The sequence below is a fragment of the Rhodococcus sp. NPDC056516 genome (assembly GCF_042794655.1).
Lineage (GTDB): Bacteria > Actinomycetota > Actinomycetes > Mycobacteriales > Mycobacteriaceae > Rhodococcus_F.
This window is the reverse complement of the sequence record NZ_JBHTTG010000005.1, coordinates 15,619-42,232: the sequence shown is the minus strand read 5'-3', so window position 1 is coordinate 42,232 and position 26,614 is coordinate 15,619. Positions and strand designations below refer to the sequence as shown.

Below are 26,614 nucleotides of genomic sequence, written 5' to 3'. Positions count from 1 at the left end.
CAGTGCAAACAGGCTGGAGCCGAGGAGATCAAATCTCCTCGGCTCCAGCCTGTTTCATGTCCGGATCCAGCCTTCGTGTGTCTGATCAGAAGGGTTGGACGTTGTTCACGAGCCAACGCCCGTCCTGCTTCTCCAGACTCATCTTGACGCGACTGCCACTGGCGACGGCTTCGGGCGACTCCGAAGACGTGGTGATCTGATTGAGGAACAGCATCGTCGTCGCACTGTCGGCCTCGGCGTCGAGAACCGCGGCGCCCTGCACGACCACCTGAACGGTCAGTGACTTTTCCTTGGCGCCCGGAATGATCACCGATTCGATCAGATTGGTGAACGTGCCCTGGAAATCACCCGTCAAACCATCTGTGGCCGCATGCAACTGCTGGTCGACGTTGTTGTAGTCGTACTGGAACATCGCTACCGCTTGATCGGAAGAAGCCTGCGCCACTTCGTCTCTGGTCTGGTCGATCGCTGCGGTGTCACGCGTTCCGTCCGGGCCGAAGTAGAGATACGCCGACACTGCCGCCAGCGCGATGGCCACTGCACTGATCACACACAGAACGATGGCGAGCAGTGAGACGCGCTTGGCCTTCTCTGGGACTTCTTCTGGGGTCATGGCACAAACTCCACATTCGAGGCACGCAACTGCCCGTCGACGTCGCACATGGTGATTCGGAGTCGGTAGTTGCGTTCGGCGGGCGCTTCGTCACCGTTCTTCTGCATTGCTCGCACCGCGACAAGGGAAGTCCCGCAATCGCCGTCAGACTTCTCGAACCCGGCCTCGAGCACCTCACCGTCGGTCTGAACTCCGGCCTGCCCGAGGACGTTGACAAACGAATCCTTACGACCGTCGAACTGCGACTTGAACTCGTCGGTGGTGCCGGCGAGGAACTTGTCGAGGTCGGCGGCCGCTGTATCCGCATGCAGCGTCGTCAGATTCAGTGCGGTGGTCCGGGCTCCGGCCACGTAGCGCGCTCGGTCCTCGTCGGCATTGGACGCCTTGTTTCGATCGACGAGGAGAAACACCGTCAGGGCAGCAAGAGCAATGGCGATCACCGAAGCAACGGCGATCCCGACTACCAGCCCGGCCTTGGGCTTGGACTTGGGCTTGTGCTCGGAACGAGCAGGAGTGGTGAAACTTTCGCCGGCCGTGGCGGTTTCCGAGCCACTGCTGACGACCTTCTCAGGCGGAGTATCGGTCTTGCCCAGAGAAACTGGGACCGCCGACTTCTGTTCAGCCGGCTTCTGTTCGGCTGCCTTCTGTTCGGCTGCCTTCTGTTCGGTCGGCTTCTGTTCGGCTGGTTTCTTTTCGGTGGGCACTACTACGGCGGCAGCGTCTGCATCCGCACCCGTGGGTCCGGCGCTGCGAGACGCGCGACGGCGCACCCGCTGCCCGGCCTGTGGATCTTCGTCTGTCATCAACCCTGCTGACCCTTCATGAACTGTTCGAGACTGACGTCGCCGCCACCGAGGTTCGGTTGCGAGTACGTCCTTCCGTCCGGCCCGATGTACTTGCCTGTAATCGGATCGTACCGACGCGCCGAGACCGAAGGCGTCGACGTGTACGAGCTCGGGGTCGCGGTTATCGGTTCCGGCGGCCCGGATTGCGGGTTGGTGCCCATCGGTACGTAGCCGGAACGACACTGCTCGACCGTCGGCGCACGACGTCCCGGATACTCCTCGCAGGGAAGGTTTCTCGCGCCGCGCACCGCGATCGGCGAATCCTGGGCAACCTGGCAGAACAGATCCGACGGCGTCTCGATCGGTGATTCGTCCTTCGGACTACGCCACTGGTCTCCGGGTAGGAATCCCGTTGTGCACGGCGGCGGGTCGTTGACCTCCATGTGGAAGTCCACCAGCGCGCCGTCCGCAGCCGGACCGGAGCCTGCCACCGTGACCAGCGCTGCGGCCAGCGGCGGGTAGATGACCAGAATCTGCTCGATCGCGTTGTTGTAGATCACCCCGACCTGTCCGACGGACACCAGGTTCGCCAGCAGGATCGGCAATGTCGGCTGCAAGTCTTGCAGAAGAGTATTCGCCTCCGCGGCAGCTGCCGGGCCCTTCTGGATGACGGCACGCAGGTCTGGGTCGCTGGCTCGGAGCTGGTCGGTGAACGTCACCAGATTGCTTGTCCAGGAACGGATGGCGTCGCTGCTGACCACCTGAGTGTCCAGGAGTGGACCGGCTTGCTCGATCAACGTCTTGGTCGCGTCGGAGTTGTTGTTCGCCTCCTCGACGAACAGCCGGGCCGAGTCGATCAGCTTCTGCAGATCCGGGCCGGCACCGTTGAACGCCTTGAAGGATTCGTCGATGACGGTCTTGAGTTTGGTGTCGGAAATGCTCTGCAGCAACACATCTGCCTGGTCGAGCATCGCGCCGACATCCTGCGGGATGCTGGTTCGGTCTTCGGGAATCACCGATCCGTTCTCGAGATGACCGTCCACCACGATCGCACCGGAACTGTCGGTGTGCGGAATCAGATCGACAAACTGCTCGCCGATCGCCGACACACTCTTGACTGCTGCGTCGACGTCCGAGGGCACCTTGACGCCACTCTCGAGAGACAGACGCGCGTTCACTCCCGTCTCCGAGAGCTCCACCGCGTTCACGACGCCGATGGTCTGACCGCGGTAGGTGACGTTCGAGTTCTTGTACAGTCCACCGGTGGCGGGCAATTCGACGGTGACGTCGTACCGGCCGATACCGACCATCGCGGGAACACGCACGTACTGAGTGGCCATCACGATCAATCCGACGACCGTCAAGACGGCGAAGATGATGAGCTGGATGCGGACGAACTTTGTGAGCATCATGGTGCCGGTGCCCCCTGAGGAAGTCCTGGAATGTTGATCGGCGGAAGTCCCGGAATCTGAATGGTATTCGGATCCGCTGCCGGAGTCTGTCCTGCGGGAGCCTGTCCGGCAGGGGCCTGTGCGGGCGGTGCGGCAGGCTTGAGCGGATCGCTCAACGGGTTGCCTGTCTGTCCGGCCAGCCCAGCCTGCTTACCCAAAACGCCTTCCGGTCCGGAGAGCGTTCCGGCCAACGGAGTTCCGGTGAGGAAGTTCGCGTCCAGTCGGGGCAGCGAGATGTCGATGGTCATCGCCAGGTTGGCGTAGTCACCGCGAATGACGTTGTCGATTCCGTTCTGTGGGAACGGGAACGTCAGGAGGACTCCGAGAACCTGGGTGAGGGCATTACCCGAATCCGCCAACGCTTTCAGAGTCGGCGACAGCGCGCGAACATTGGTCGCGAAATCGTCACCGCTCTCCTGGATGACGCGGCTCGCCACCTCGCTGAGACCACCGAGGGAGGTCAGGGCGTTGGTGATGTCCTGACGCTGAGCGACAAGAACCTCGAGTGCCGGCGGAATACCTTCGAGCGCTTTGTTCAGGGTGTCGTGCTGGGCCTGGACCGTCGAGGACAGTCGATCGAGTCCCTCCATCGCCGAGACGATGTCGCCTCGTTGCTTGTCCAGGCTGCCGACCAGCTGATCGAGCTGAGGCAGGAGGTCGCGAACGGAATCTTCACGCCCACCGAGGGCGGCGTTGAGTTCCTTCGTGATGTCCTGGACCTGAGCGAGACCGCCGCCGTTGAGTACCACCGACAGCGACGACAGCGTCTGTTCCGTCGTCGGGTAAGCGCCTGCCCGCTCGATCGGAATCAGGTCGCCGGCTTCGAGTCGGCCCTCGGGCTCCTCCCCTACCGGCGGCGCCAACTCGATGTGCTGAGAGCCGAGCAAGCTGGTCTGACCGATTTTTGCCGTCGCATTGGCCGGCAACTGAACCTCGGGGTTGAGTGACACCGTCACCAGAGCGTGCCAGCCTTGAACCTCGATGTTCGAGACGCTTCCCACTGCGACGTCATCCACCCGGACGGGCGAATTCTGCGACAGCGTAGTCACGTTCGGCATCTCGATCTGAACCTCGTACGCACCTTCGCCCCGGCCCTGAGTGCCTGGCATCGGCACCGAGTTGAGGCCGTTCCATTCACAACCGCTGGCGCCGAGAGCCACTGCTGTGGCCAACACGGCAACCGTCGTCTTGCGAGCTACCCGCATCAGTTCCCTCCGCCCATGTTGAAGAGTTCGGCGAGATCCTTGGGAACACTCGTCATGGGAGCACCTGACATCGGTCCTGCGACGGTTTCCGGCTGATTCTGACTTGCTGCTTGCAATCCCGGTTCGGTGTAGACGATCTGATCCGGGAAAGCCTGCACGCCCGCGACCGGGTTGAACAGGAATCCGGGGTAGTTGCCGATCATCGTGCTGAGCACCGGGCCGAGGTACTGCTTGCACAGATCGGCACTGTTCTGGGAGTTACCACTGTCGATGCCTTCGATGGAACCACAGATCCACTGGATCGGATTCTTGAAGTTACTCAGTGCAATTGCGCCGGTCATGCTGCCCTGCGCCGGCTTGTAGATCTGGTAGAAGTTGGCCAGCGAGGTCGGTCCGGAGTGCAGAACCTGCTCGATCTCGGGGCGCTTGTCCGTCAGTACCTGAGTGGCATCGGCCAGACGCGCGACCGATTCGCTCAGTCCCTCGCTGTTGTCCTTGACGAACCGCTGAACGTCGCCCACCGCCAGGTCGAGATCGCTCAGTGCGGTGCCCAACTCGTCGGAGCTGCTCGCGAGAACGCTTGTCACCGAAGCGAGATGACCACTGAACTGCACGATCTGCTCGTTGCTCGAGGACAATGCAGTGACGAACGCCTGCAGGTTCCGAATGGTGGAGAACAAGTCGGTCCGGCCTTCGGACAGCGTGTGCATCGTGGCGGAAAGTTCGCGCAGCGTCGACCGAATGGACTCGCCGTTGCCGTCGAGATTCGTTCCCACGGTGTCGATGAATCGTCCGAGGGAGCCCTGATCGTCCAGACCTTCCGGTCCGAGTGCGTCCGACAGTTTGGTGAGCTCGGTCTTGATCTCGTCCCACTCCACCGGTACGGCGGTGCGCTCGATCGGAATCTCGCCGCCGTTGGGCATCTGCTCACCGCCGGAATACACCGGGGTCAATTGCACGAAACGTGCGGACACCAGGCTTTGAGCAACGATGAGCGCCTTGGCATCTGCCGGAACGTCCACGCCCGAGTCGATCTTCATCTCGACGTAGGTGTCCCGATCACGCGGTTCGATCTTGGTCACCTTGCCGACGTTGACACCGAGCACCCGCACGACGTCACCCTCGTAGAGACCGGTGGTCGAGACGAAGTGCGCGGAGATCTTGGTCTTGCCCAGGCCTGGGATGAAGAGGTATGCCGCTCCGGCCACGAGCAGAGCGACCAGCACACCCGCGCCGATCAGCACCCACTTCTTGCGTGAGTTGGTGGAGCCTTGTGAGTCCCGTGAATCCAATGTCTCGGTCATTCTCCCGGCCCCCTGATCGTCGGAGGAAGACCGGGGAAGAAGTCTTCCAGGTCGCCCGGGACCTGCTCGGGCGCGACGCTGGTGTCCACCAGGGTCTTCCACCAGTTACTCGGCAGAATGTTGATGATGAAGGCGTCGAAGAACGGGCCGCTGGCCACGGTCTCACCGAGCGCGGTGATGTACGGTCCGAGGCCGTCGAGCGCCCCGGCGATGTTGTCCTTGTTCTGCTGAAGAACCTCGGCGACGGAATTCAGCTTCTCGAGGGTCGGCCCCATCTGAGCCTCGTTCTCCTGCACAAGCGCTGACAGTTGACGTGAGACTGCGCCGGTGTTGACGATCAGTTCGCTGATCGCGTCACGCCGCAAGCTGAGTTCGGCAAACAGCTTGTTGCCGTCAACCAGCAACGAATCGATCTGACCGCTTCTGTCGGAGAGGATCTTGGTGACATCTTCGGCCCGCGAGAGCAATTGGAGCAGGCTTTCGTCGCGCGAGTTGATGCTCTGCGAGAGCCTCGTCATTCCGTCCAATGCGGTGCGGAGTTCCGGCGGGGTATCGGCCAGCGTGTCCGAGATCGCGTTGAGCGAATCGTTGATCTGTTCCGTGTCGAGTTCGGACACCGTGGTCCCGAGGTCGCCGAGCGCGTCGTTGAGCGAGTACGGGGAGTTGGTGCGTTCGATCGGAATCGGCGTATCCGTACGCAACAGTCCGGATCCTTCCGGCCGTACCGCCAAGGACTTTCGGCCGAGCACCGTGTTGGTCTTGATGTCGGCAGCCGTCTGCTCGCCCAGGGCGACACCGTCTTGAACGGTGAAAGTGACCAGTACCTTCTGGTCGTCGAGTTCGACGTCGCTGACCTTGCCGACATTCACGCCGGCCATGGTCACGTTGTCGCCGGCGACCAAGCCGCCGGCATCTTGGAAGTACGCCGAGTAGCGAATGCCGCCGTTGATGAACTGGAGTTGATCGTATTGAAGTGCGGCACCGACGGTTGCCACCGCCAGTACGAGACCGATGACACCGATCTGTACAGGATTGCGTTCACGGGTAGGGGTCATGAGACTTTTGCGCACCTTCCCGTGTCCTGGACTGCCGTGGGCAAGATGATCGTCGTTCCGTCAGGTCCGGAGAACTTGAAAGTGTTGGCGCACAGATAGAACTGGAAGAACGCTCCGTACGTGCCCACTCGGATCAGCTTCCGGTAGTCGGACGGCAGACGACCGAGAGCGGTGTTGATGTCGTCCTTGCCGAGGTCCAGCTGCGTCATCGTTCGGTTGGTCTCTCCGATCAGGGTCTGGATGTCCGGACGTGTCGCCTGCAGCAACGACGCGAGATCTCCGGTAGCACCGGCGATCTCGGTGATCGAGTTACCGATCGGGCCACTGTCCTTCGCCAAGCCGCTGACCAACTGCTGGAGCTGATCGATCGTGGTGGAGAACTGATCACCCTTGTCGTTGATCGTGCCGAGTACGTCGTTGAGGTTGGTGATGACGTCCCCGATCAGCTGATCTCGGTCCGCCAGCGTATTGGTGAACGAACTGGTGTTTCCCAGAAGCGAAACCAACGTCCCGCCCTGGCCTTGGAGTACCTGGAGCAAAGCCCCGGAGAGGTCGTTGACCTGCTGGGGATCGAGTGAACGCAGCAGGGGCTTGAACCCCCCGAGCAGCAGGTCCAGATCGAGAGCGGGTGAGGTCTGGTCTACCGGAATGGATCCACCCGACGGAAGCGTCTCGGTGGAACCGGCGCCCTCGAGCAGTTCCATGTAGCGATCGCCCACCAGGTTCTCGTAGCGCACAGTCGCTTTGGTGCTCTTCATCAGCGAGTACTGGGTGTCGACGTCGAACTCGACCTCGGCCTGGTTGGAGTCACCGATGGACACTCCGGTCACCGACCCGACCGGAACACCGGCGATACGTACCTTGTCGCCGGACTTGAGGCCCGAGACATCCGAGAAGGTGGCGTGAAATCCGTTGCTGCTGCTGAAACGCACCTGACTGAAAACGATCGCCAGTCCGGCGAAGATGACCGCCATGACGACGGTGAAAATCAGCAGCTTGACCGTGGTCGGTCTCATCACTTCCCGTCTTCCTGCTCGTAGGAGTCACCGAAGAGGTACTGGAAAATGGTCGGCACGGTGACGCGCAGTTCGGTGTTGGGAACGAAGGGCACGTTGCCGGTGTTGGTGACTGCGAACGGGGCATGCCCGTCGACCTTCGGATCGAATTCGGGCAGACCGTAACAATTGGGTCCGCCGGAGGCCGCGACCCTGGGGAGAGATTGCGGGTTCTGGTACGCCTCGGCGCCGTACATGAAGCTCGCGCTGAGCATGAGCGCCGCTTTGTCGCCGGTGCCGGCCAGTGGCTCGAACTTGATCCGGCCGTCGTTCAAGCCGACGATGAAGCACGTCAGACCCGACGAGTACTTGTCGAGGAGGGTCGTCGTCGCGGTCAGAGTGCCGAGGGCGGTGGTCAGGTTCTGCTCGTTGTCGGTCAACAAGGCGTTGCCGGTGTTCGCGAGGCCGGTGACGTTGAGCAGCAGCAGGTCGAGGTTCGCCTGTTCCGCCACGATCGATCCGCTTGTCGCGGTGGCGTTGTCGAGGATGCGCATCAGATCCGGCGCCACGTCGGCGTACAGGTTGGTGACATCGGCGGCTCCGACCAAGTCTTCCTGTAGCTGCGGCAGAACCGGATTCATCTTCTTCAGGTAGGTGTCACCGAGCTCGAGAACCTCGCCCAGCGACTCGCCGCGCCCGTTGAGCGCAGTGGAGATCGCGCCGAGCGTGGCGTTGAGCTTCTCCGGTTCGATCTTCGCGAGTACGTCCGAAAGATGTTCGAAGACACTGTTGAACTCGACGGTGACGCTGTCCGAGGCGATGACGGCACCCTCCTGGATCGGCTGGGTCGAGGGATCGTCGGGAATCACGATGTTGACGTACTTCGCACCGAACACCGTGGTGGTCTTGATTTCCACCCGGGCATTCGACGGAATCTTCGACATCTGCCCCGGATCCATCGCCAACTTCAGGTTTGCCTGGTCGCCGACGAGTGAGATCGATTCGACGCGGCCGACCTGCACTCCGCGCAGCTTCACCTTGGCATTCGGTTCCATGACCAGGCCGGCGCGTGAGGACGTCACGGTGATGGGCGTGCTCTTGGTGAACCCACCCGAGAACATGGTCAGGGCAACGGCAACGATCGCCACGAGTCCGAGGACCAGGCCGGCTGCGGCCAACTTCTTGTGCCATCTGGGTACGGTCATCGCTTGCCCGCCTATCCCGACAGGTTGAAGTTGCCGGACCCGCCGTAGATGGCGAGTGAGATGAGCAGGGTGACCGTGACGACCGCGATCAACGAGGCGCGCACTGCGTTACCCACCGCGACGCCGACGCCCACCGGGCCACCGGTTGCGTTGAAGCCGTAGTAGGTGTGGATGAGCATGACGGCCAGCGCCATGACTATCGCCTGAGCGAACGACCACAGTATGTCCGTGGGTATCAGGAAGGTCGTGAAGTAGTGGTCGTACACACCGCCGGACTGGTTGTAGAGGAACACCGTCGCAAAGCGGCTGGCGACGAACGACGCGATCACCGCCAGTGAGTACAGCGGGATGATGGCGATCATGCCGGCCATGACGCGGGTGCTGACCAGATACGGAATCGACGGGATCGCCATCGTCTCCAGGGCGTCGATCTCTTCCGATACGCGCATTGCACCGAGCTGCGCGGTGGAACCGGCGCCGATGGTCGCGGCGAGGCCGATTCCGGCGATGACCGGCGCCGCGATGCGAACGTTGATGAAGGCGGCGAAGAAGCCCGTCAGTGCTTCCACACCGATGTTGCCGAGCGAGCTGTAGCCCTGAACGGCGATGGTTCCACCGGTGAACAGTGTCAGGAAGCCGACGATCACGACTGTGCCACCGATGACGGCGAGGGCGCCTGTACCCATGCTGATCTCGGCGATAAGTCGCAGAGTTTCACGCGGATAGCGCATCAGCGCTTTGGGAGCGTGACCGAGAGCCTTCGCGAAGAACAGCGCTTGATCACCGATGCTGTCGATACCGCGAGAGATCGATCCGATCTGTCGACGTGTGCGCGGGAAGCGTCCCGCTGCGGCCAACGCCATCAGATCTCCTCCCGTCCGTCGTTTGTCGTTCTGTCCACTTCGGTCTCTCCGACTGCCGTGTGCCTCATCCGGCCGTCAACTTGATACCGATGGTCGTGATGAGCACGTTGACGACGAAGAGCGCCATGAATGCGAACACGACGGTCTGGTTGACCGCGTCCCCGACGCTCTTGGCGCCACCCTTGACGTTGAGTCCGAGGTAGGCCGCAACCAGGCCGGCGATCATGCCGAACAGTCCGGCTTTGACCATGGAGAGCATGAGCTCACCGAATCCGGTGAGCAGCGTGATGCCGTTGACGAAGGCGCCGGGGTTAACGTCCTGGATGAACACGGAGAAGACGAAACCGCCGAGGATGCCGATGGTGCAGACAAGTCCGTTGAGGAGAAGTGCCACTCCTGTCGACGCGAGCACCCGGGGAACGACCAACCGGTGGATCGGATTGATACCGAGCACCTTCATGGCGTCGATCTCTTCGCGAATGGTTCGGGCCGAGAGGTCCGCGCAGATGGCGGTCGCTCCGGCGCCGGCGACGATCAGCACGGTGACGATGGGGCCGACCTGCGTGACGGTACCGAGGGCAGCTCCGGCGCCACTGAGGTCGGCTGCACCGATCTCGCGCAAGAGAATGTTGATGGTGAAGCTGACCAGCACCGTGAACGGGATTGCGACCAGCACCGTCGGCACCATCGAGACTCGGGCCACGAACCAGGCCTGATCGATGAACTCTTGACGCTGGAAGGGGCGGGAGAAGACTGCCCGCAAGGTTTGGGCGGACATCTGAAAAAAGCCACCGACCGCTCGTAATGGCACCTCGACGAGGTCTACCATTCGCCCTCCTCGTCCTTGGTTGCCGCAGTACTGTCTGTTCTCATAGTCCAGCCCCCGACAGCTTGTGACTCAGGTCATATTAACTAGAACGTGTTCACCTGTCAAAAACAAGTGTCCAACTCTAAGAAGTAGCCTCGCGGCGCCGAACCGAAACCCGAAGATTCAGAACGAGGAAAGCATCCCTTTTTGGTGGGATTGTCGCCGAAATATCCTGGAAATTAATACTTTTGACTGATCCGCACTTCTCGGCCCCTGGACCGAAATTCGGCTTTCGATACTTGCTCCGGCCGCCGGGTCGATGCGATATCGCACCGCTCACGGGAATGCAAAATTGGAACACAGTCCAGTTTTTTCGAGACCGTTGGTCTCATTGCAGAACGCAGGCAGAGCGCCGCGCCCACCGACTCGTGAACACGCTATTTCTACCAAGAACTGGACACGTAGAGCCGTTTATGTGCGAACAACGGCTCTACGTGTCGCGGACGCTGATCAGCCCAGCGCCCTGCGCGCCGATCAGCCCATCGCCCTGCGCACTAATCAGCCCAGCGCCCGCAGGGCCGCTGACGCCGAGAACATCTTTGCCGGGTCACGGTCTGCGAAGTAGTCACCCATCACCGCGGACAGGGCTTCCGGAGACCAGGAATCTCCGTCTGCGTCGAACCTCTGCTCGACGACGGGCGCCGCCATCAGCGCAACCATCGGGCCGTACACCACGAATACCTGGCCGTTGACGGCGTCGGCCGCCGGTGACGCCAGGTACGAAACGAGCGACGCCACATGCTCGGGTGAGAGCGGATCGATACCGTCGGTCGGTGCGTCACCGAACACGCCTTCGGTCATCGACGTCCTCGCCCGCGGGCAGATCGCGTTGGCGCGAACGCCGTAGCGCGAGAGCCCACGTGCGGCCGACAACGTCAGCGCCGTGATTCCGGCTTTTGCAGCGCCGTAGTTGGGCTGCCCTTCCGGTCCGAGGAGGCCCGCCTCCGAAGAGGTGTTGACGATGCGCCCGTACACCGGCGCACCGGCTTCCTTGGATTTCGCCCGCCAGTAGGCAGCGGCGTTGCGGCACAAGAGGAAATGGCCTCGAAGGTGAACCTCGAGTACCAGATCCCAGTCTTCGTCGGACATGTTGAACAGCATCCGGTCACGCACGACACCGGCATTGTTGACGACGATGTCGACACTGCCGAACTGCCCCTGCGCTGCTTCCATCAGTGCATCCGCAGTAGAACGCTCACCGACGTTGCCTGCCACGAATTCCACCTTGGCGCCGAGGCCGCGGATCTCCTCGAGCGTTGCTTCGACGGCCTCGTTCGGTGCCAGGTCGTTGACGACCAACGACGCACCGGCCTTCGCCAGACCGATGGCCTCGAACTTTCCGAGCCCCGATCCGGCACCGGTCACGATGGCGACCTTGCCTTCGAGACTGGTTTCTGGGCTGTTCACAGCATTCATCGAAGCGCTCTCCCGGTTCTCTGCGGTCGTGTGTCGAGTTACCCGGCTCGATTGCCGTGACCCACGAGTTCGCAACTTTAGAACGTGTTCTTGTTTTGGGCAACCATCGTCACGGATGTTCGGTCAGCGCCGCGCGCGGGCATTGAGCGATCGCGGAACGGACATCCTCCCAGCGATCCTCCGGCGGGCGCACAGAACTGATCACGAGCTCCTCGTTGTCGTCGAGGTCGAAAATATCGGGTGCGATCCCGACGCACACACCGTTTGCCTCGCAACGGTCCAGATCAACCCTGACCTCCATGGCGATTCCTCTTCTCTACTCACAACTGCTGACTCGAACACGGATACGAAACGAGTGCCGCAGGGCTGTGCCGCACACCGTTCCTGGCGATAACACTAGAACCTGTTTCAGTCGTGTGCAATGATTCGAAAAAGTACCGAGAACGGACGTCGAACGATCCGCCGGAGACGGCGAGGGCGCCCCTTGTCGCCGATGTACGCATCGATAGAACCTGTGTCAATCGAATGGTTGGCGCTTTGATTCGTATCTCTATGGAGAGGTAACCATGCACATCACCTACACCCCTGAGCAGCAACAGCTCCAGGAGGAGTTGCGTGCCTACTTCGCACAACTGATGACTCCCGAGCGGCGTGAAGCACTCGCCGCCACGACGGGTGAGTACGGCGAAGGCAATGTGTACCGCGAAGTCGTCGCGCAGATGGGCCAGGACGGCTGGCTCACCCTGGGTTGGCCGAAAGAGTACGGCGGACAGGAACGCTCCGCGATGGACCAGCTGATCTTCACCGACGAAGCTGCCATCGCCGGGGCGCCCGTGCCGTTCCTGACGATCAACTCCGTAGCACCCACAATCATGCATTTCGGTACGGACGAGCAGAAGGCCTTTTTCCTGCCCAAGATCTCCCGCGGTGAGCTGCACTTCGCGATCGGGTACTCCGAGCCCGAGGCCGGTACCGACCTGGCGTCGCTGCGCACGTCGGCCGTCCGCGACGGTGACGACTACGTCATCAACGGGCAGAAGATGTGGACCAGCCTGATCCAGTACGCCGACTACGTGTGGTTGGCGTGCCGAACCGATTCGGAAGCCAAGAAGCACAAGGGAATCAGCATGCTGATCGTCCCCACCACGGCAGAAGGCTTCTCCTACACCCCGGTGCACACCATGGCCGGCCCCGACACCAGTGCTACCTACTACCAGGACGTGCGGGTCCCGGCGTCGTCGATAGTCGGTCAGGAACACGGCGGCTGGGCACTGATCACCAATCAGCTCAACCACGAGCGCGTTGCCCTCACCTCGGCCGGACCGATTCTCACCGCGCAGCGTGAGGTCCGCGAGTGGGCACAGAACACCAAACTGCCCGACGGCCGACGCATGATCGACCAGGAATGGGTGCAGATCAATCTGGCTCGCGTGCATGCCAAGGCCGAGTACCTGAAGTTGATGAACTGGGAAATCGCCTCCGCAACCGATCACGCTCCCGGCCCCGAAGCGGCGTCCGCCAACAAGGTCTTCGGTACCGAATTCGCCACCGAGGCTTACCGCTTGCTGATGGAGATCCTCGGATCCTCCGCCACGATCAGGCAGAACTCCCCCGGCGCTCTTCTGCGCGGCCGCATCGAACGTATGCATCGTTCTTCGCTGATCCTGACGTTCGGCGGCGGTACCAACGAAGTGCAACGCGACATCATCGGAATGACAGCTCTGCGGCTTCCCGCATCGAAGCGATAAGGACCCACGATCATGGAATTCACCCTTACCGAGGCCCAGCAGGACCTGTCCGGACTGACACGATCCGTCGTCACCGAACTGGTGACCAACGACCGCCTTCGTGAACTCGACGCCGCCGAAGACCGTTTCGACGCCATCTTGTGGAACGCTCTGGCCTCGGCCGGCGTTCTCGGCGCGGCGCTGCCGGAGTCGGTCGGCGGAGACGGATTCGGTGTCCTCGAGCAGTGCAGCATCCTCGCCGAACTCGGACGCGGCGTCGCAGCCGTTCCGTTCCTGACGTCCATCGTCGGATCCGCCGCAGCGATAGCTGAATTCGGCTCGGACAAGCAGCGAGACGAATGGGCAAGCGCTGCCGCCGCCGGCGAGAAGATACTCACCGCGGCCCTCGCCGAGGAATACAACGACGACCCGGCCCACCCGATCACGCGTGCGGAGAAGACGGCCGACGGTTGGCGGATCGACGGTGCCAAGATCACCGTCGACAGTGCCCCGCTCGCAGATCTTTTCCTGGTCCCCGCGATCACCGAGGACGGTGTCGCGGTCTTCCTCGTCGAACCTTCGGACGCAGGCGTGAGCGTCACCAGGCAGTCGACCACCGATTTCTCGAGTGCGGGTCTCGTCGAATTCGATTCGGTGCAGATCCCGGCCGATCGTGTTCTCGGCTCGGTTGCCCAGGGATCCGACATCGCAGCATGGATCGTCGAACGAATCCAACTCGGTTCGAGCGCCTACCAGTACGGGGTGCTCGATCAAGCGCTGAAGCTGACCGCCGAATACGCCGCCGAGCGTGTGCAGTTCGGTCGACCGATCGGTAGTTTCCAGGCTGTCGCCCAGCGCCTCGCCGACGGGTACATCGACGTCAAGGGCGTTCGTCTGACGCTGTGGGCTGCCGCGTGGCGACTGAGCGAAGGACTTCCGTCCGACGGCGCTGTACAGACGGCCAAGTTCTGGGCTGCAGATGCGGGACACCGCGTCGGGCACACTGCGGTTCACGTTCACGGCGGTGTGGGTCTGGACGAGGACCACCCGGTTCACCGCTACTTCCTCGCTGCCAAGCATCACGAGTTCCTGCTCGGCAGCGCCACCGATCAGCTACGGGCACTGGGCAGGGAACTCGCCGCAGTCCCTGCCTGAGCGAGTCCCACCGAGTGGAAATCCAAGACCTGGTCCGAGACGAATCGATGATGATGCAGCTATGAGTCAGAGCCCCACTGTTTCCGATCTACTCCTCGGAGTCAGCGAGATCGACGACCGCGGCATCCGTTTCGAGGACCAGGTCATCTCCTGGCGCGAGCACGTTCAACGCTCGTTCGATCGAGCAGCGCTGCTGGACACGCTGCTCGATCGAACGCGCCCCAGGCATTTCGGTCTTCTGATGGAGAACGTCCCCGAGTTCTCACTACTGCTCGGCGCGGCATCGTTCTCGGGTTCGGTTGCAGCCGGACTGAACACGACCAGGCGCGGACCGGCACTGGCGCGGGACATTGCGCTCTCCGACTGCCAGGTGATCTTCACCGAGAACAACCAGGCACACCTTCTCGACGACGTCGATCTCGGCAACGTCCGGGTGATCAACGTGGATTCTCCGGCCTGGTCGGAGTTGTTGGCACCCTTCGCCGATACGCCGGCCTACGCGTCGACGGCGCAGCCCGACGATCTGTTGATGCTCATCTTCACCTCCGGAACCAGCGGTGATCCCAAAGCGGTTCGCTGCACGCACCACAAGTTGGCCTCGCCTGGGGTCATGCTTGGCGATCGCTTCGGCCTCGGCGCCGACGACGTCGTCTACATGGCGATGCCCATGTTCCATTCCAACGCCATGATGGCGGCGTGGACGGTCGCGCTGCACGCTCGCGCGGGAATTGCCATGCGACGCAAGTTCTCCGCTTCAGGTTTTCTGCCCGACGTTCACAAGTACGGGATCACGTACTCCAACTACGTCGGAAAGCCGTTGTCCTTCATCGCGTCCACCCCCGAGGTGCCGAACGAGCGGGACAACACCTTGAAGATCATGTACGGCAACGAGGGTTCGGCTCCCGCCGTCGCCACCTTCGTCCGACGTTTCGACGCCCGCGTCATCGACGGATTCGGTTCCACCGAGGGCGGCATTTCGATCTCCGCCGCACCGGTTCCGCGGACCGGCGCCCTCGGACTGCTCCCGGACGGGGTCAAGATTCTTGATCCCGAGACCGGCGCACCCTGCCCGCCTGCAGTCTTCGACGCCGACGGCCGGATCACCAACGCCGACGAGGCAACCGGTGAATTGGTCAACGTCACCGGTCCAGGCACGTTCGCCGGGTACTACAAGAACCCGGAAGCCGACGCCGAGCGAATGCGCAACGGCCAGTATTGGAGTGGCGATCTGGCGTACACGGATGTCGACGGCTACGTCTACTTCGCGGGGCGCAGTTCCGGTTGGCTACGAGTGGACGGCGAGAACATCGGCGCCGCACCCATCGAACGCTCCCTGGTCGGTTACCCGGGCTTCGCGCAGGTTTCCGTGTACGCGGTCCCCGACAGCGACGTCGGCGACCGCGTCATGGCGTCGGTGATTCCGGTCGGCGACGTCGACAATTTCGACCCGGTCGCGGTGGCCGAATACATCGATTCCCGGCCGGAACTCGGGCCGAAGCAGAAGCCGACCTTGATCCGCGTCTGCAGTGAGTTCCCGCGAACGGCAACGTTCAAGGTGGTCACCCGAACGCTGAGCGCCGAACGCTGGAACACCTCCGATCCGGTGTGGATCCGCCGGCGCGGTGAAGCCGACTTCCAATTGCTCACTCCCGAAATGGCACTCGGCCTCGAGAAGACGCGAGAGTCGGTCTAACCCGATCGGTCAGTAGTGCTGAGCAAGCGGTTTGTGCGCCGACACCGTTTTGTAGAACTCGGTGAGCCGAAGCTGTGATGCCGCTGCCTCGTCGATTACCACCGTCGCGTGTGGATGCAGTTGGAGGACCGATGCCGGGCACACCGCGGCCAGAGGCCCCTCGACGGCAGCGGCAATCGCAGCGGCCTTGTGCTCGCCGGTCGCGATCATCACCAGATGATTTGCTTCGCAGATAGTTCCGAGGCCCTGGGTGATCACGTGCCGTGGTACGTCGCCCGGGCTGTCGAAGAACCGGGCGTTGTCGGTTCGAGTCTGTTCGGTCAGCGTCTTGACCCGGGTCCTCGAATTCAGCGAGGACGTCGGTTCGTTGAAACCGATGTGACCGTTGCCGCCGATGCCCAGAAGTTGAACGTCCACCGGACCATTCGACGCAATCGCACGGTCGTAAGCTGCCGCGGCGGCAAATGGATCCGGTGCGGTTCCGTCGGGGCTGAATACTCTTGCCGCGTCCAGGTCCAGGTGATTCACCAGCTCGGTGCGGATCACCTGGGCATACGACTCAGGGTGGTCTGCGGGTAGGCCGACGTACTCGTCCAACAGGAATGCCTGCAGGCCGGCGAAACTCAACCCGTCGTCGCGGTGTCGACGCGCGAGTTCGCGGTACACCGAGAGCGGTGACGATCCTGTCGCCAGGCCCAAAGTCCTTGCGCCTGAATGCACCGCGTGCTCGAAGATATCGGCAACAACAGTGCCGGCCGCCTCTGCACTGTCGACAATGACAATTTCCATCGGTTGATTCCTCAGCTTTCGGTGTAGTTCGTGAGCCAGGTTCCAGCGGCCATGACGGCGCGGGTTTCGAGTTCGGGACCGGTGACGATCAGATCGGCGCGGCAACCCGGCACGAGATCGCCGACAATTCCGGCCAGCCCTACCAGCGAAGCAGGCGTTGATGTCGCTGCGATGACAGCCGAAAGCAGATCGACGCCTGCGTGATTGACCGCCCGGCGGACTATGTCCATCAACCGACTCGTCCCGCCGGCGATGGCCGTCTCACCCTGGCCGGCCAGCCGCGCCACGCCACCGACAACGTCGACGTCGAGGGGTCCGAGTGGGTAGCGTCCGTCGGGCATTCCCGCCGCAGCCATCGCGTCGGAGACCAACGCGATCTGATGCGGACCGACCAGGTCGAACACCGTCGCCACCGTCTCGTCGGCCAGATGTACTCCGTCCCCGACCAACTCGACCACCATCTGTCCTTTCGCGGCCGCGGCAAGACATGCCGCCACGGCGCCGGGAGCGCGATGATGCATCGGAGCCATACCGTTGAACAGGTGAGTGGCACTGAGCGGTGCATGCGCCGAGTGCGCGATCGAACGTGTCGCGATCGGGTTGGACGCATCCGTGTGTCCGATACTCACGACGGCCCCGTGACGCTCCAGCAACGAGGCAAGTTCGTCGAAGTGTGCTGTCTCGGGAGCGATCGTCATCGAGCGGATGTGCCCGCGGCCGGCTTCGAGCAGCGACTCCAGCAAGGCAGGGTCGCCATCGAGGATGCTGTCGGGATCCTGGGCGCCGCAGCGCAGTACCGAGAGGAACGGACCTTCCAGGTGAATCCCGGCCAACGTGCCCTTGTCCACCAGTGTCGCCAGGAGTTCGATGCGACTGCGCAGAATCTGCGGCGGCGCGGAGACGAGAGAGCCGATCACCGAGGTTGTGCCGTTCGTCCGATGATGATCGGCGGCCACGGTTGATCCGACCTCGTCCGCCTCGGGGAAACCGAAACCACCGGCGCCGTGGCAGTGAACGTCCACGAGTCCCGGGATGATCGTTGTTCCCGGCGCTGCTCGCTCGGGTATCGGGTCGGTTCGCTGTGAAGCTGGTCCGGCCCACACCACACGATCACCGGAGATCTCGACGACTCCGTCCGAAAGAAGTCGACCACCGGTCACCAACTGTCCACGAAGAATCACGACATCACCTGCGGTACCACGGGGACCTCGGTATCCGCGATCGACAACTCGCGAAGCACTGCGTCCGCAAGCACGTAGTGCCCGTGCTCGTTCGGATGGAACGCGTCGGCCAGGAGTGCCGGTGGTGGACCCTCGGGAGAATGGGCCGACCACTGTGCGTAGTGGTCGACGAACACCACGCGCGTCGAGACTGCTACTTGCCGCGCAACCTCGACGTACCGAACCAACCCCGCTCGGGTGGGAGCGTTCTCGACGTCGATCGGTGGCGGCGTCTGCAGAATCGGCACCGCACCGATCGCTCGCGTCCGGAAGATCGTGTCCGAGAGATCGTCTCGAAACCGATCCAGTCCTTCTTCTCCGTCCAAGGCGTCATTCGTTCCGAGCATGATCAACACCACCGAGGGTTCGAACACTTCGATGCGGTGCGCGAAACCCGCACGCACATCGGAGGATCGGTTGCCGCTGACTCCGGTGTTGACCAGGATGTGGTTGAACAAGGAGAGTTCACCACGGATGCGCTCGGCGCAGTGTTCGACGTAGCTTCGGTGGCCGTCGGTGTGCGTCAATCCCTGAGTGATGCTGTCGCCGGTGAAGACCCACCGGATCGGCGTCGAGGAGTCGCCGAGCAAAGCCTCGAGTCGAATCCGTTCAGCAGTCGTGGACTTCAGAGCCTTCGACATCGGGGTCATCCCCCCTGCCTTTCAGCGCCCGATACTGCCGCTGCGAACTTCGACGTGATGAACGCCGGATCCGTGATTGCAGTTCCGACAACCACCGAGTCTGCACCCAGGGCGATGGCGCGTGCCGCATCCTCCGGGCTGTGGTAGCGCCCTTCGGCGATGAGGATCGCATCTGGAAGTGACTGCCGCAGTTCGGAGATCAGCTCCAGGTCCGGACCTGCCAGCCGTCTGCTGTTCTCCGTGTATCCAGCCAGTGTGCTGGAGATGATGTCGGCGCCCGCCGCGGCGGCAGCGATGCCGTCCTCGAGTGTTCCACAGTCGGCCATGACGAGGCCGCCGCGATCATGGACCGCGGCGACGGTGTCGGCAAACGTCAGCCCGTCCGGACGTGGCCGCAGTGTGGCATCGGCAGCCACGATCTGCGCACCCGAGTCCACGACTTCGAGAGCTGATTCCCTTGTCGGCGTGATGAACACACCTTCCGTGCCGATTTTCGTCAAACCGATCACCGGCACCTTCACGGCAGACACGACTGCGGCTACATCCGGGGTTCCACCCACACCGCCGCAGCGGATCGCCACTGCTCCGCCGTCGACCGCGGCGCGGGCCATCCTCTCGATGGTCCCGGTGTCACGTAAGGCATGGCCGTGTCCGGCCTGACAGGACACGATCAGCTTTCCGCTGATGATCGTGAGCAACTCTTCGACAGTCACGGTGTTACCTCGATTCGTGTTGCGGCGGCCAGGAGCGCAGCACCGACGAGCGGCGCATCGGTGCCCAAACGGGCAGGAAGAATGGCAGTTTCGGTTATGGGACCCATCGCTTCCACCCGGAAAGCGGATGTCAGAGGCGACAGAAGGTCCGCTCCGATCTGAGCTGCGCCGCCGCCGACGACGATCACCTCGGGATCGAATGCGGTGGCGACCCCGGCCAGAACGCGACCCAGCAGAGTACCGGCGTCGGTGATCACGGCACGGGCGATCGGATCGCCGGAGTGCATGAGTGCCACTACTTTCTGCAACGGTTGAGTGGGCGTACCCGTCCGCGCCGCATACTCGGCTGCCATCGCCGGGCCGGACGCGACTGCCTCGAGGTGGTCGGTTCGGCCGCAACCGCAACCTATCGCCCCGGAGACCGGAACCAGCAGATGGGCAAGCTCTCCGGCTGTTCCGTGGGCACCGTGGTACAACTGTCCGCCCACGGTCAACGCCCCGCCGATTCCAGTGCCGATGGAGACGAACAGTGCAGAGGTTCGACCACGACCGGCGCCGATCATGTTCTCGCCGTGCGCCATCGCGCGCACGTCGTTGTCCACCGTCACCGGCAGACCTGAGTGTGCCTCGAGTTCGCCGCGAACCTCGGCGCCACTCCATCCGGACAGAATGTCGGAGGCGAAGACGACGCGGCCACGCACCCGATCGATGATTCCCGGTGCACCGACTCCGATTCCGGCTACCGTGTGATCTGCCCTCAGGCAATCGACCAACGCAGTGGCGGTCCCGAGAACGGATTCCCTACCCGCTGTCGGTGTTGCCGCACGAACGGTGTCGATCACGTCTCCGTCGGACGTCACCACCGCAGCAGCCACTTTGGTGCCGCCGATGTCGATACCGATCCATCGCTTCTGCCCAGATGTCATGTCAGAGGAGCCCGGCCTGTTCCAGAACGACCTTGATCGTTGCGGTCTCGGACTCGTCGAGCGAGAGCATCGGGGCGCACATCATATTGCCGGTGATGACGCCGCGCAGGGCCAGAGCCGTCTTGAACGCGCCCAGACCCGCGGCACCGGCGCTGACGCGACCCGGCGTCGGCGCCTCGACGATGGAGAACAGATCGGTGAGTCGATCCTGTTCGGCCTTCGCCGCGGCCCAGTCTCCTGCCTGCGCAGCGCGCCACAGTCGCACGTAGCCGTGCGGGTCCACGTTGGCCAGGCCGGGTACAGCGCCCGAGGCACCCATCAGCAGGCATCCGTCGACGACTACCTCGTGCCCGGTGAAGACGGCGAAGTTCTCGAGCCCGGCCGACTGACGAAGCAACATACGGAAACTGACGTCGTCGCCGCTCGAGTCCTTCACGCCGGCGATGACTCCCTCGCGGCCGAGCTCGACCAGCATGGCCGGGTTGAGCTTGCTGTGGACGCGAACCGGAACGTCGTAGGCGAACAGCGGAAGATCCACTGCGGCATGGATGGAGCGGAAATGTGTTGCTGTCTCGGCTGCGTCGGTGATCGCGTAGAAGGGCGCCGTCGCGACGATGGCATCCGCACCCGCTTCGCGCGCCTGCCCGGCGACGGCAATGACCCGGTTGGTGGTCATGTCGTTCACTCCGACGAGGACCGGTACCTGGCCGCCGACGTGACCGATGGCCGTCTGCACCACCTGGGCACGCTGAGCGTCGGTGAGGTAACCGACCTCGCCCGAGGAACCGAGGACGAACAAGCCGTCGACTCCGGCTTCGATCTGCAGTGAGAGCAGACGTTCGAGGGACTTGGTGTCGACCTCGCCCTCGAGCGTCAGGGGTGTGACGATCGGCGGGACGATTCCGCTGAAGGTAGTGGTTTCCGTGCTCATGGGGTCTCCATATGTTGGTTGTCGGATTGAGTTGTGGGTGCGGCTGTCAGGGAGAAACGGAGACCGGCTGACCACTCGAGGCGGACAGATAGGCAGCATCGATCACGCGCATCGACGCGCGGGCGTCTGCCACGGTGTAGTCGGGTGCGGTCCGTGTGGGAAGTCGATCGAGCACGTGAGAGAGAAAGCTCGACACCGCGTTGTCGGAACCGAAGCCGCCGATGGGTAGTGCGGTCACGTCTCCCGAGGATGCGAAGTGGGTCACCGCGGGTTTGTCGTCGTCGGAACTCGCGTATCCGTGGGAGCCGAGGACCCGAACCGTCGCGGTATTCGCGCCGAAACCCGGTGCTGCGGGGATTCTTCCGACGGTCACCGTCGCGGTGACGCCGTTTTCCAGGGCGAACGAGATCAACGCCGTGTCTTCGACGCCGAACTGCTGGTGGGCCCCGCCGTACAGTGTGCTCGTCTCGGCGTACACCTCGGTGACGTCCAGGCCGGTGAGGTACCTGAGGTAGTCGGCGGCGTAACCGGCGAAGTTCATAACTTCTCCCCCGCCGGACAGCGCGGGATCCACCACCAGTTCGGGACGCTCCACCGAGGTGGCGAAATGTGTTCCGCTTGCGAGGAACTCGATGTCCACGTGGCGCGGCAGCCCGAGGTTCCCGGCATCGATCCAGCGGCGCAGTCGCCGTAACGCAGGTGAATGAGTGCGGTTCACCACCGTACAGATTCGTCCGTTCGACCGTGCGGCTTGCTGAACCGCCGCTGCCTCCGCCTCGTCGATGCCCACCGGCTTGTCCACGAGGACGTCGAGTCCCGCGTTCAATGCGGCAATCGCAAGCCGTGCATGCCTGGTCGGCTCACTGCAGATGATCGCCAGGTCTATCCGTTCGGGGTCGAGCAGCTCGCCGAGTTCGTCGATCCACTCGATGTCTGCGGCCTTTGCCATCGCGATTCCGTCCTCACGAATCCAATCGGGGACCGAGGATTCGTCGGAGGCCCCGACCAGGCTCACTCGAGGATCGGAACGCAACAGGTCCGCATAGGAGCCGGCATGCCTGACGCCGCTGACAAATCCGACGCGGATCGAACCGGTGCCGGTCATTGGTTTTCTCCGATCGAGACAGCGCGGCCGGTGTCGAGCGATTGCTGGGCAGCGACGGCAGTCGCGAGAGCTGCACGCACCTGCCAGTTCTCGACTATCGGGGTCGCGGAACCGTCGAGAGTGGCGATCCAGTGGCGCATCTGATGCGCCATCGCATCTTCGATCGACGACGGCGGCGCGTTGGTCGTGTCCGTCATCAGTCCCGGGTCGTCTCCGGTGTCGTGCGCAAGTGTGCCGGAAGTTCCGGACACCACGATCCGGCGCACCATCTTTCCCGATTGTGGTAGTGCGTACGCTAATTCGATGAGTGCCAGTGATCCGTCCTCGAAGCGGACAGTCAGATGGAAGCTGTCGTGCACGGGCATCCCCGCCGCGAAAGTCGGAAAACTACGAGCGAACACGCGGATCGGACGACGACCGATCAGCCACGTCACCAAATCGAGTGCGTGAGTTCCGTTGTGAACGGGGTGACCACCCGAGCGGGCCTTGTCGTGTTGCCAGCCTCGCCAACCTCCGGGCCAGACGTGCCCGGTGTACCAACTGAGGTGGATCAACCGGGGGTCGCCGATGGCGCCTCGAGCAACCGAGTTTCCGATCGAGGTGATCGACGGCTGGAACCGTACGGTCTGTCCGACCATCAGTGAGGTGCCGCGACCTTCGGTGGCCTCGACCATGGCGTCGAAGTCCGCGACTGTCAGCGCGGCCGGCTTCTCCACGTGCACATGCTTTCCCGCGCGGCCGGCGGCGATCGTCACCGGCGCGTGGTCGGGAGTGGCCCCGACGACGTTGACCGCGTGGACCGTCGGGTCTGCAAGAATCTTCGCCAGATCGGTACTGGCCTTCGCGCCTGGAGCCAACGCCGCGACCGATGCCGCCCGGTCCATGTCACTGCCGAATACGTAGGCGAGCTCGACCGACGGAATGCGCGCCAGAGCGCTGACGTGGTCCCGCGCGATTCCTCCGCTGCCGATGACGGCTACGCGCACGGTCACTTCGCACGTCCCGACAACGCTGCCGGTTCGCCGCCACCGGGTCGTACCTGTTCGGCGACGACGAGTGCGCGTTCGCGTGCGTATGTCAACGGTGAGTGGGGATCAGCCTCGCCGTCGAGAACTGCTGCCATCTCGTCGATTTCGTGGCGAATCGCAGCCTGCATCCACAGCGAGGATCCTCCGTTGCCCGAGTTGTACTTCTGCGTCCTGCTGGCGGAGTCGATCAAGGATTGATTCTCGGCGTCGACGTCGAAGATCGGCCACGACTCTTCGACCTGTCCCCCGCGCAGTCGGCTGACCCGGCCGGTGTGGAAGTCCGCGTGGACCGAGCCTTCGGCGGCATTGACCGTCAGCTCCCAGGACGAGGTGTGTGAACGCGTGGAGATGGTGTGTCTGCCGATCGCGCCGCCGGCAAACGAGACCACAGTGTTGCGGAAGCCGTCATCCGCCGTGGCGATGCTCGACACGGCAGTCACCTCGCCGCCGAGCCAGCACATCAGGTCCAGTTCGTGAATTTCGTGAGTCAGTTCTCCACCTGTTCGACTCTTGTCGAGCTTCCACCACTGTGGATCTGCGCCGCCGGTGTCGATCCATCGTGAGCGCGACGTTTCGATGGCAGCGACCTCCCCGAGTTCCCCCGAAGTCAGCAGGTCCGCCAGCCGTCGTACACCCGGCATCATCCGCATGATGTGCCCGACCATCAACGGTGAAGCGCTCGCGCCGGCGCTCGCGATCATGTTGTGCGCATCGACCAGTTCGACGGCGAGTGGCTTTTCGACAAAAACTGCCTTGCCGTGTTCGAGTGCTGCGATGGCAGGTTCTGCGTGCGCGTGATTGGGCGTCGCGACGACAACGAGGTCCACGTCCGGGTGGGCAGCCACCGCGTCGTGATCGTCTGTCGGGATTGCCGCGAACTCCGCGGCGACGTCCTTTGCCCGCTCGAAGTCGCGGTCACACAGCATCGCCAGTTCGAAACGTGGATGGGCAGCAAGCTCGCGAGCGAGGGAACTACCGAAGAATCCGCAACCGACCACACCGACTTTGTATCGGGTCATGAAGTCTCCAAAGATTGGATGAGGGATGTCCTATGTTATACGGCCAGCGCCATCGGCCGTCAATTCGAGGTCGGTAACACAGTCTTCATCTATGCAGTTAGAGGCAGTATTTCCGCGTCGAAACCCGCCGAAAGACGAAGTTGGGCGACGCGAGTTCAGAAGATTCTCTAGACGCTTTCTGATCCACAATGTAAGTTACGCAACATCGGACGTCGAACATAGGACATCCCCTATCCACTCCCCTTGATGTCCCGCTCCCCGCCTTGGAGGCCGCCTTGAAGAACGAACGACCGCTGAGCTCCGCGTTCACCCGCCGAGACCTGTTCCGGTACACCGGGCTGTTGGGAGCTGCAGCAGGTATCACCGCGACTCTCGCAGCCTGTGGCGGTGGCCCGTCGTCGACCTCGGTTGTCGGCGGTTCCGCGAGCACCGGCGATCTGACCACCGCCATCGGATACGGAAACGACCAGAGCTTCGACCCGATGCAGACTGCATCCGGTTTCCTCATGGCAGCCGTCAACCACGTCTACGAGGGCTTGCTCGAAAACGATCCCGGCACCGGTGAGACGTATGCGGCGCTCGCACAGGCAGTCCCGACCGACGCCACCGCCTCGAGCTGGACCATGAAGATCCGCGAAGGCGCAACCTGGCACGACGGCACTCCCGTCACCTCGGACGACGTCGTCTTCACCTTCGATCGCATCCTCGATCCGCAGCAGAATGTACTGATCCGCTCCTTCTTCTCCTCCTGGTTGCAGTCCGTCACCAAGGTCGACGACCAGACGGTGACCCTGAACTTCAACTACCCGTTCAGCGCTGCCGCACAGCGTCTCTCGATCGCCAAGATCATGCCCAAGCACGTCTTCGACGGGCATTGGGACGAGGCCAAGTCCGGGGCGCTCGTCGTCGGTTCCGGTCCGTACAAGCTCAAGAGCCATACTCCCAAGAGCAACACCGCTTTCGAGGCTTTCGAGGCGTACAACGGGCCGCGTCCGGCCAACTTCGCGACCATGAACTGGCTGTCCATCGTCGACACCTCCTCACGCATCGCACGAGTCTCGGGTAACAATGCCGGTGCACAACTCGCCGACAACATTCCTGTCGCCAACGTCCCCACCCTCACCTCCGGTGGGCGCACCGTCGAGGGCAACCCGGGCATGAACCTCATGTACCTGCTCTTCGACACCACCCAGGCGCCGTTCGACGACGTTCGCGTTCGCCAGGCGATGTTCTACGCGATCAACACCCCGAAGATGATCGAGATCGCCCTCGGTGGCAAGGCAGCACCGGCCTCGAGCTACCTGTACGAGCGCAACCCCGACTACGCGCGAGCGTCGACGGTCTACTCCTACGATCCGGACAAGGCGCGCTCGCTCCTCGCTGCCGCCGGCGTCAGTGGTCTCGACCTGACGCTGCTCTCCACCAACGTCAGCTGGCTGGCCGACTGCTTGCCGACCATCAAAGAGTCTTGGGATGCAGTCGGATTCAACACGACGCTCGAACCGCAGGACACCAGCGCCATGGTCAGCAAGCTCAACAGCGGCCAGAAGTTCCAGATCGCCGCCGGTACGTCCAACCCGCAGGCATTCGGCAGCGACGTCGACCTGCTGGTCCGTTACACGTACAGCAAGGGCGGCCTGTGGACGAAGACCTACGCCAAGTGGGACGACACCCCCGAGGCGCAGAAGATCTACGCCACCATGGACGAGGCCACCCGCGAGACCGACCCGGCCAAGCGCAGCACCCTCGTGCAGTCGTACCTGAACCAGATCGCCGAAAACGCTGTCTACTACCCGGTCCTCCATCAGGAACTACTGACGGCGTGGGATCCGAAGAAGATCGCCGACGTCACTCCGCTGCCGTACCCCGGCGTCAACTTGCTTCAGGCGAAGCCGGCCTGACACCCG

General features: G+C 62.9%; 25 protein-coding genes. 4 read left to right on the top strand and 21 right to left on the bottom strand.

Annotated features, from left to right (window positions below; all coding sequences use genetic code 11):
* Window positions 1-85: 85 nt before the first annotated feature.
* The 12 genes from ACFQ6Y_RS16120 to ACFQ6Y_RS16065 all read right to left on the bottom strand — a co-directional run bounded on the left by ACFQ6Y_RS16120 (window position 86) and on the right by ACFQ6Y_RS16065 (window position 12,061).
* A complete protein-coding gene (locus tag ACFQ6Y_RS16120; RefSeq protein WP_378634460.1) occupies window positions 86-613 on the bottom strand; it encodes a twin-arginine translocation pathway signal in 528 nt (175 codons plus the stop codon).
* Window positions 610-1,416: a hypothetical protein gene (locus ACFQ6Y_RS16115; RefSeq protein ID WP_378634457.1), complete on the bottom strand. Its 807-nt coding sequence runs from the start codon at window positions 1,414-1,416 to the stop codon at window positions 610-612. The genes ACFQ6Y_RS16120 and ACFQ6Y_RS16115 overlap by 4 nt, the downstream gene beginning before the upstream one ends.
* A complete protein-coding gene (locus ACFQ6Y_RS16110) occupies window positions 1,416-2,810 on the bottom strand; it encodes an MCE family protein (RefSeq protein WP_378547763.1) in 1,395 nt (464 codons plus the stop codon). Before ACFQ6Y_RS16110 ends, ACFQ6Y_RS16115 begins: the two co-directional genes overlap by 1 nt.
* Complete coding sequence (locus ACFQ6Y_RS16105; protein WP_378634454.1) at window positions 2,807-4,054, bottom strand: MCE family protein; 1,248 nt, start codon at window positions 4,052-4,054, stop codon at window positions 2,807-2,809. The genes ACFQ6Y_RS16110 and ACFQ6Y_RS16105 overlap by 4 nt, the downstream gene beginning before the upstream one ends.
* A complete protein-coding gene (locus tag ACFQ6Y_RS16100) occupies window positions 4,054-5,358 on the bottom strand; it encodes an MCE family protein (protein ID WP_378448971.1) in 1,305 nt (434 codons plus the stop codon). The genes ACFQ6Y_RS16105 and ACFQ6Y_RS16100 overlap by 1 nt, the downstream gene beginning before the upstream one ends.
* Window positions 5,355-6,413 (bottom strand): MCE family protein, encoded by a 1,059-nt coding sequence (locus ACFQ6Y_RS16095; RefSeq protein WP_378535244.1) that lies wholly within the window; start codon window positions 6,411-6,413, stop codon window positions 5,355-5,357. The genes ACFQ6Y_RS16100 and ACFQ6Y_RS16095 overlap by 4 nt, the downstream gene beginning before the upstream one ends.
* A complete protein-coding gene (locus ACFQ6Y_RS16090) occupies window positions 6,410-7,429 on the bottom strand; it encodes an MCE family protein (protein ID WP_283307096.1) in 1,020 nt (339 codons plus the stop codon). The genes ACFQ6Y_RS16095 and ACFQ6Y_RS16090 overlap by 4 nt, the downstream gene beginning before the upstream one ends.
* Window positions 7,429-8,613, bottom strand: a complete 1,185-nt coding sequence (locus ACFQ6Y_RS16085; RefSeq protein WP_378634449.1) for an MCE family protein — start codon at window positions 8,611-8,613, stop codon at window positions 7,429-7,431. Before ACFQ6Y_RS16085 ends, ACFQ6Y_RS16090 begins: the two co-directional genes overlap by 1 nt.
* A gap of 11 nt (window positions 8,614-8,624) precedes the next feature.
* On the bottom strand, window positions 8,625-9,476 hold the full coding sequence (locus tag ACFQ6Y_RS16080) for an ABC transporter permease (RefSeq protein WP_283307006.1): 852 nt from the start codon (window positions 9,474-9,476) through the stop codon (window positions 8,625-8,627).
* A 64-nt stretch (window positions 9,477-9,540) separates the two neighbouring features.
* Window positions 9,541-10,305 (bottom strand): ABC transporter permease, encoded by a 765-nt coding sequence (locus ACFQ6Y_RS16075; protein WP_003945687.1) that lies wholly within the window; start codon window positions 10,303-10,305, stop codon window positions 9,541-9,543.
* Between the two features lie 537 nt (window positions 10,306-10,842).
* Window positions 10,843-11,760: a 3-oxoacyl-ACP reductase gene (locus tag ACFQ6Y_RS16070; RefSeq protein ID WP_317551499.1), complete on the bottom strand. Its 918-nt coding sequence runs from the start codon at window positions 11,758-11,760 to the stop codon at window positions 10,843-10,845.
* A gap of 109 nt (window positions 11,761-11,869) precedes the next feature.
* The gene (locus ACFQ6Y_RS16065; protein WP_007734330.1) at window positions 11,870-12,061 is read right to left on the bottom strand and encodes a ferredoxin; all 192 of its coding nucleotides are present in this window, start codon (window positions 12,059-12,061) and stop codon (window positions 11,870-11,872) included.
* A 265-nt stretch (window positions 12,062-12,326) separates the two neighbouring features.
* Here ACFQ6Y_RS16065 and ACFQ6Y_RS16060 point away from each other — a divergent pair, with 265 nt between their 5' ends.
* The 3 genes from ACFQ6Y_RS16060 (at window position 12,327) to ACFQ6Y_RS16050 (ending at window position 16,335) form a co-directional block, all read left to right on the top strand.
* Window positions 12,327-13,508 (top strand): acyl-CoA dehydrogenase family protein, encoded by a 1,182-nt coding sequence (locus ACFQ6Y_RS16060; protein WP_378535242.1) that lies wholly within the window; start codon window positions 12,327-12,329, stop codon window positions 13,506-13,508.
* Window positions 13,509-13,520: 12 nt separating this feature from the next.
* On the top strand, window positions 13,521-14,642 hold the full coding sequence (locus ACFQ6Y_RS16055; protein WP_378634442.1) for an acyl-CoA dehydrogenase family protein: 1,122 nt from the start codon (window positions 13,521-13,523) through the stop codon (window positions 14,640-14,642).
* Window positions 14,643-14,703: 61 nt separating this feature from the next.
* Window positions 14,704-16,335: a long-chain-fatty-acid--CoA ligase gene (locus tag ACFQ6Y_RS16050; protein ID WP_378634438.1), complete on the top strand. Its 1,632-nt coding sequence runs from the start codon at window positions 14,704-14,706 to the stop codon at window positions 16,333-16,335.
* Window positions 16,336-16,344: 9 nt separating this feature from the next.
* Here ACFQ6Y_RS16050 and nagB read toward each other — a convergent pair whose 3' ends face one another.
* The 9 genes from nagB to ACFQ6Y_RS16005 are packed head-to-tail and all read right to left on the bottom strand — an operon-like array spanning window position 16,345 to window position 24,707.
* Window positions 16,345-17,124: a glucosamine-6-phosphate deaminase gene (gene nagB / locus ACFQ6Y_RS16045; RefSeq protein WP_378634434.1), complete on the bottom strand. Its 780-nt coding sequence runs from the start codon at window positions 17,122-17,124 to the stop codon at window positions 16,345-16,347.
* An 11-nt stretch (window positions 17,125-17,135) separates the two neighbouring features.
* Complete coding sequence (locus ACFQ6Y_RS16040) at window positions 17,136-18,305, bottom strand: N-acetylglucosamine-6-phosphate deacetylase (RefSeq protein ID WP_378634430.1); 1,170 nt, start codon at window positions 18,303-18,305, stop codon at window positions 17,136-17,138.
* On the bottom strand, window positions 18,302-18,985 hold the full coding sequence (locus ACFQ6Y_RS16035) for an SGNH/GDSL hydrolase family protein (RefSeq protein WP_378547784.1): 684 nt from the start codon (window positions 18,983-18,985) through the stop codon (window positions 18,302-18,304). The genes ACFQ6Y_RS16040 and ACFQ6Y_RS16035 overlap by 4 nt, the downstream gene beginning before the upstream one ends.
* A gap of 5 nt (window positions 18,986-18,990) precedes the next feature.
* Window positions 18,991-19,698, bottom strand: a complete 708-nt coding sequence (locus ACFQ6Y_RS16030) for an N-acetylmannosamine-6-phosphate 2-epimerase (protein WP_378634427.1) — start codon at window positions 19,696-19,698, stop codon at window positions 18,991-18,993.
* Window positions 19,695-20,624 carry an ROK family protein gene (locus ACFQ6Y_RS16025; RefSeq protein WP_378634423.1) on the bottom strand — a complete coding sequence of 310 codons (930 nt, stop codon included), beginning with the start codon at window positions 20,622-20,624 and terminating at the stop codon, window positions 19,695-19,697. The genes ACFQ6Y_RS16030 and ACFQ6Y_RS16025 overlap by 4 nt, the downstream gene beginning before the upstream one ends.
* 1 nt (window position 20,625) lies before the next feature.
* Window positions 20,626-21,555: a dihydrodipicolinate synthase family protein gene (locus tag ACFQ6Y_RS16020; protein ID WP_378634418.1), complete on the bottom strand. Its 930-nt coding sequence runs from the start codon at window positions 21,553-21,555 to the stop codon at window positions 20,626-20,628.
* Between the two features lie 46 nt (window positions 21,556-21,601).
* A complete protein-coding gene (locus tag ACFQ6Y_RS16015; protein WP_378634414.1) occupies window positions 21,602-22,660 on the bottom strand; it encodes a Gfo/Idh/MocA family protein in 1,059 nt (352 codons plus the stop codon).
* Entirely contained in the window at window positions 22,657-23,652 is a 996-nt protein-coding gene (locus ACFQ6Y_RS16010; RefSeq protein WP_378634410.1) for a Gfo/Idh/MocA family protein, read from the bottom strand. Before ACFQ6Y_RS16010 ends, ACFQ6Y_RS16015 begins: the two co-directional genes overlap by 4 nt.
* A complete protein-coding gene (locus ACFQ6Y_RS16005) occupies window positions 23,649-24,707 on the bottom strand; it encodes a Gfo/Idh/MocA family protein (RefSeq protein ID WP_378634407.1) in 1,059 nt (352 codons plus the stop codon). Before ACFQ6Y_RS16005 ends, ACFQ6Y_RS16010 begins: the two co-directional genes overlap by 4 nt.
* A 275-nt stretch (window positions 24,708-24,982) precedes the next feature.
* On the opposite strand from ACFQ6Y_RS16005, the gene ACFQ6Y_RS16000 reads away from it, so the two are divergent.
* Window positions 24,983-26,608 (top strand): ABC transporter substrate-binding protein, encoded by a 1,626-nt coding sequence (locus ACFQ6Y_RS16000; RefSeq protein WP_378448958.1) that lies wholly within the window; start codon window positions 24,983-24,985, stop codon window positions 26,606-26,608.
* Window positions 26,609-26,614 lie beyond the last annotated feature (6 nt).

Bases quoted from the DNA above. Each gene is read 5' to 3' on its own strand.
- ACFQ6Y_RS16120 (WP_378634460.1), bottom strand. From the start codon at position 613: ATGACCCCAGAAGAAGTCCCAGAGAAGGCCAAGCGCGTCTCACTGCTC.
- ACFQ6Y_RS16115 (WP_378634457.1), bottom strand. From the start codon at position 1,416: ATGACAGACGAAGATCCACAGGCCGGGCAGCGGGTGCGCCGTCGCGCG.
- ACFQ6Y_RS16110 (WP_378547763.1), bottom strand. From the start codon at position 2,810: ATGATGCTCACAAAGTTCGTCCGCATCCAGCTCATCATCTTCGCCGTC.
- ACFQ6Y_RS16105 (WP_378634454.1), bottom strand. From the start codon at position 4,054: ATGCGGGTAGCTCGCAAGACGACGGTTGCCGTGTTGGCCACAGCAGTG.
- ACFQ6Y_RS16100 (WP_378448971.1), bottom strand. From the start codon at position 5,358: ATGACCGAGACATTGGATTCACGGGACTCACAAGGCTCCACCAACTCA.
- ACFQ6Y_RS16095 (WP_378535244.1), bottom strand. From the start codon at position 6,413: ATGACCCCTACCCGTGAACGCAATCCTGTACAGATCGGTGTCATCGGT.
- ACFQ6Y_RS16090 (WP_283307096.1), bottom strand. From the start codon at position 7,429: ATGAGACCGACCACGGTCAAGCTGCTGATTTTCACCGTCGTCATGGCG.
- ACFQ6Y_RS16085 (WP_378634449.1), bottom strand. From the start codon at position 8,613: ATGACCGTACCCAGATGGCACAAGAAGTTGGCCGCAGCCGGCCTGGTC.
- ACFQ6Y_RS16080 (WP_283307006.1), bottom strand. From the start codon at position 9,476: ATGGCGTTGGCCGCAGCGGGACGCTTCCCGCGCACACGTCGACAGATC.
- ACFQ6Y_RS16075 (WP_003945687.1), bottom strand. From the start codon at position 10,305: ATGGTAGACCTCGTCGAGGTGCCATTACGAGCGGTCGGTGGCTTTTTT.
- ACFQ6Y_RS16070 (WP_317551499.1), bottom strand. From the start codon at position 11,760: ATGAATGCTGTGAACAGCCCAGAAACCAGTCTCGAAGGCAAGGTCGCC.
- ACFQ6Y_RS16065 (WP_007734330.1), bottom strand. From the start codon at position 12,061: ATGGAGGTCAGGGTTGATCTGGACCGTTGCGAGGCAAACGGTGTGTGC.
- ACFQ6Y_RS16060 (WP_378535242.1), top strand. From the start codon at position 12,327: ATGCACATCACCTACACCCCTGAGCAGCAACAGCTCCAGGAGGAGTTG.
- ACFQ6Y_RS16055 (WP_378634442.1), top strand. From the start codon at position 13,521: ATGGAATTCACCCTTACCGAGGCCCAGCAGGACCTGTCCGGACTGACA.
- ACFQ6Y_RS16050 (WP_378634438.1), top strand. From the start codon at position 14,704: ATGAGTCAGAGCCCCACTGTTTCCGATCTACTCCTCGGAGTCAGCGAG.
- nagB (WP_378634434.1), bottom strand. From the start codon at position 17,124: ATGGAAATTGTCATTGTCGACAGTGCAGAGGCGGCCGGCACTGTTGTT.
- ACFQ6Y_RS16035 (WP_378547784.1), bottom strand. From the start codon at position 18,985: ATGTCGAAGGCTCTGAAGTCCACGACTGCTGAACGGATTCGACTCGAG.
- ACFQ6Y_RS16025 (WP_378634423.1), bottom strand. From the start codon at position 20,624: ATGACATCTGGGCAGAAGCGATGGATCGGTATCGACATCGGCGGCACC.
- ACFQ6Y_RS16020 (WP_378634418.1), bottom strand. From the start codon at position 21,555: ATGAGCACGGAAACCACTACCTTCAGCGGAATCGTCCCGCCGATCGTC.
- ACFQ6Y_RS16015 (WP_378634414.1), bottom strand. From the start codon at position 22,660: ATGACCGGCACCGGTTCGATCCGCGTCGGATTTGTCAGCGGCGTCAGG.
- ACFQ6Y_RS16005 (WP_378634407.1), bottom strand. From the start codon at position 24,707: ATGACCCGATACAAAGTCGGTGTGGTCGGTTGCGGATTCTTCGGTAGT.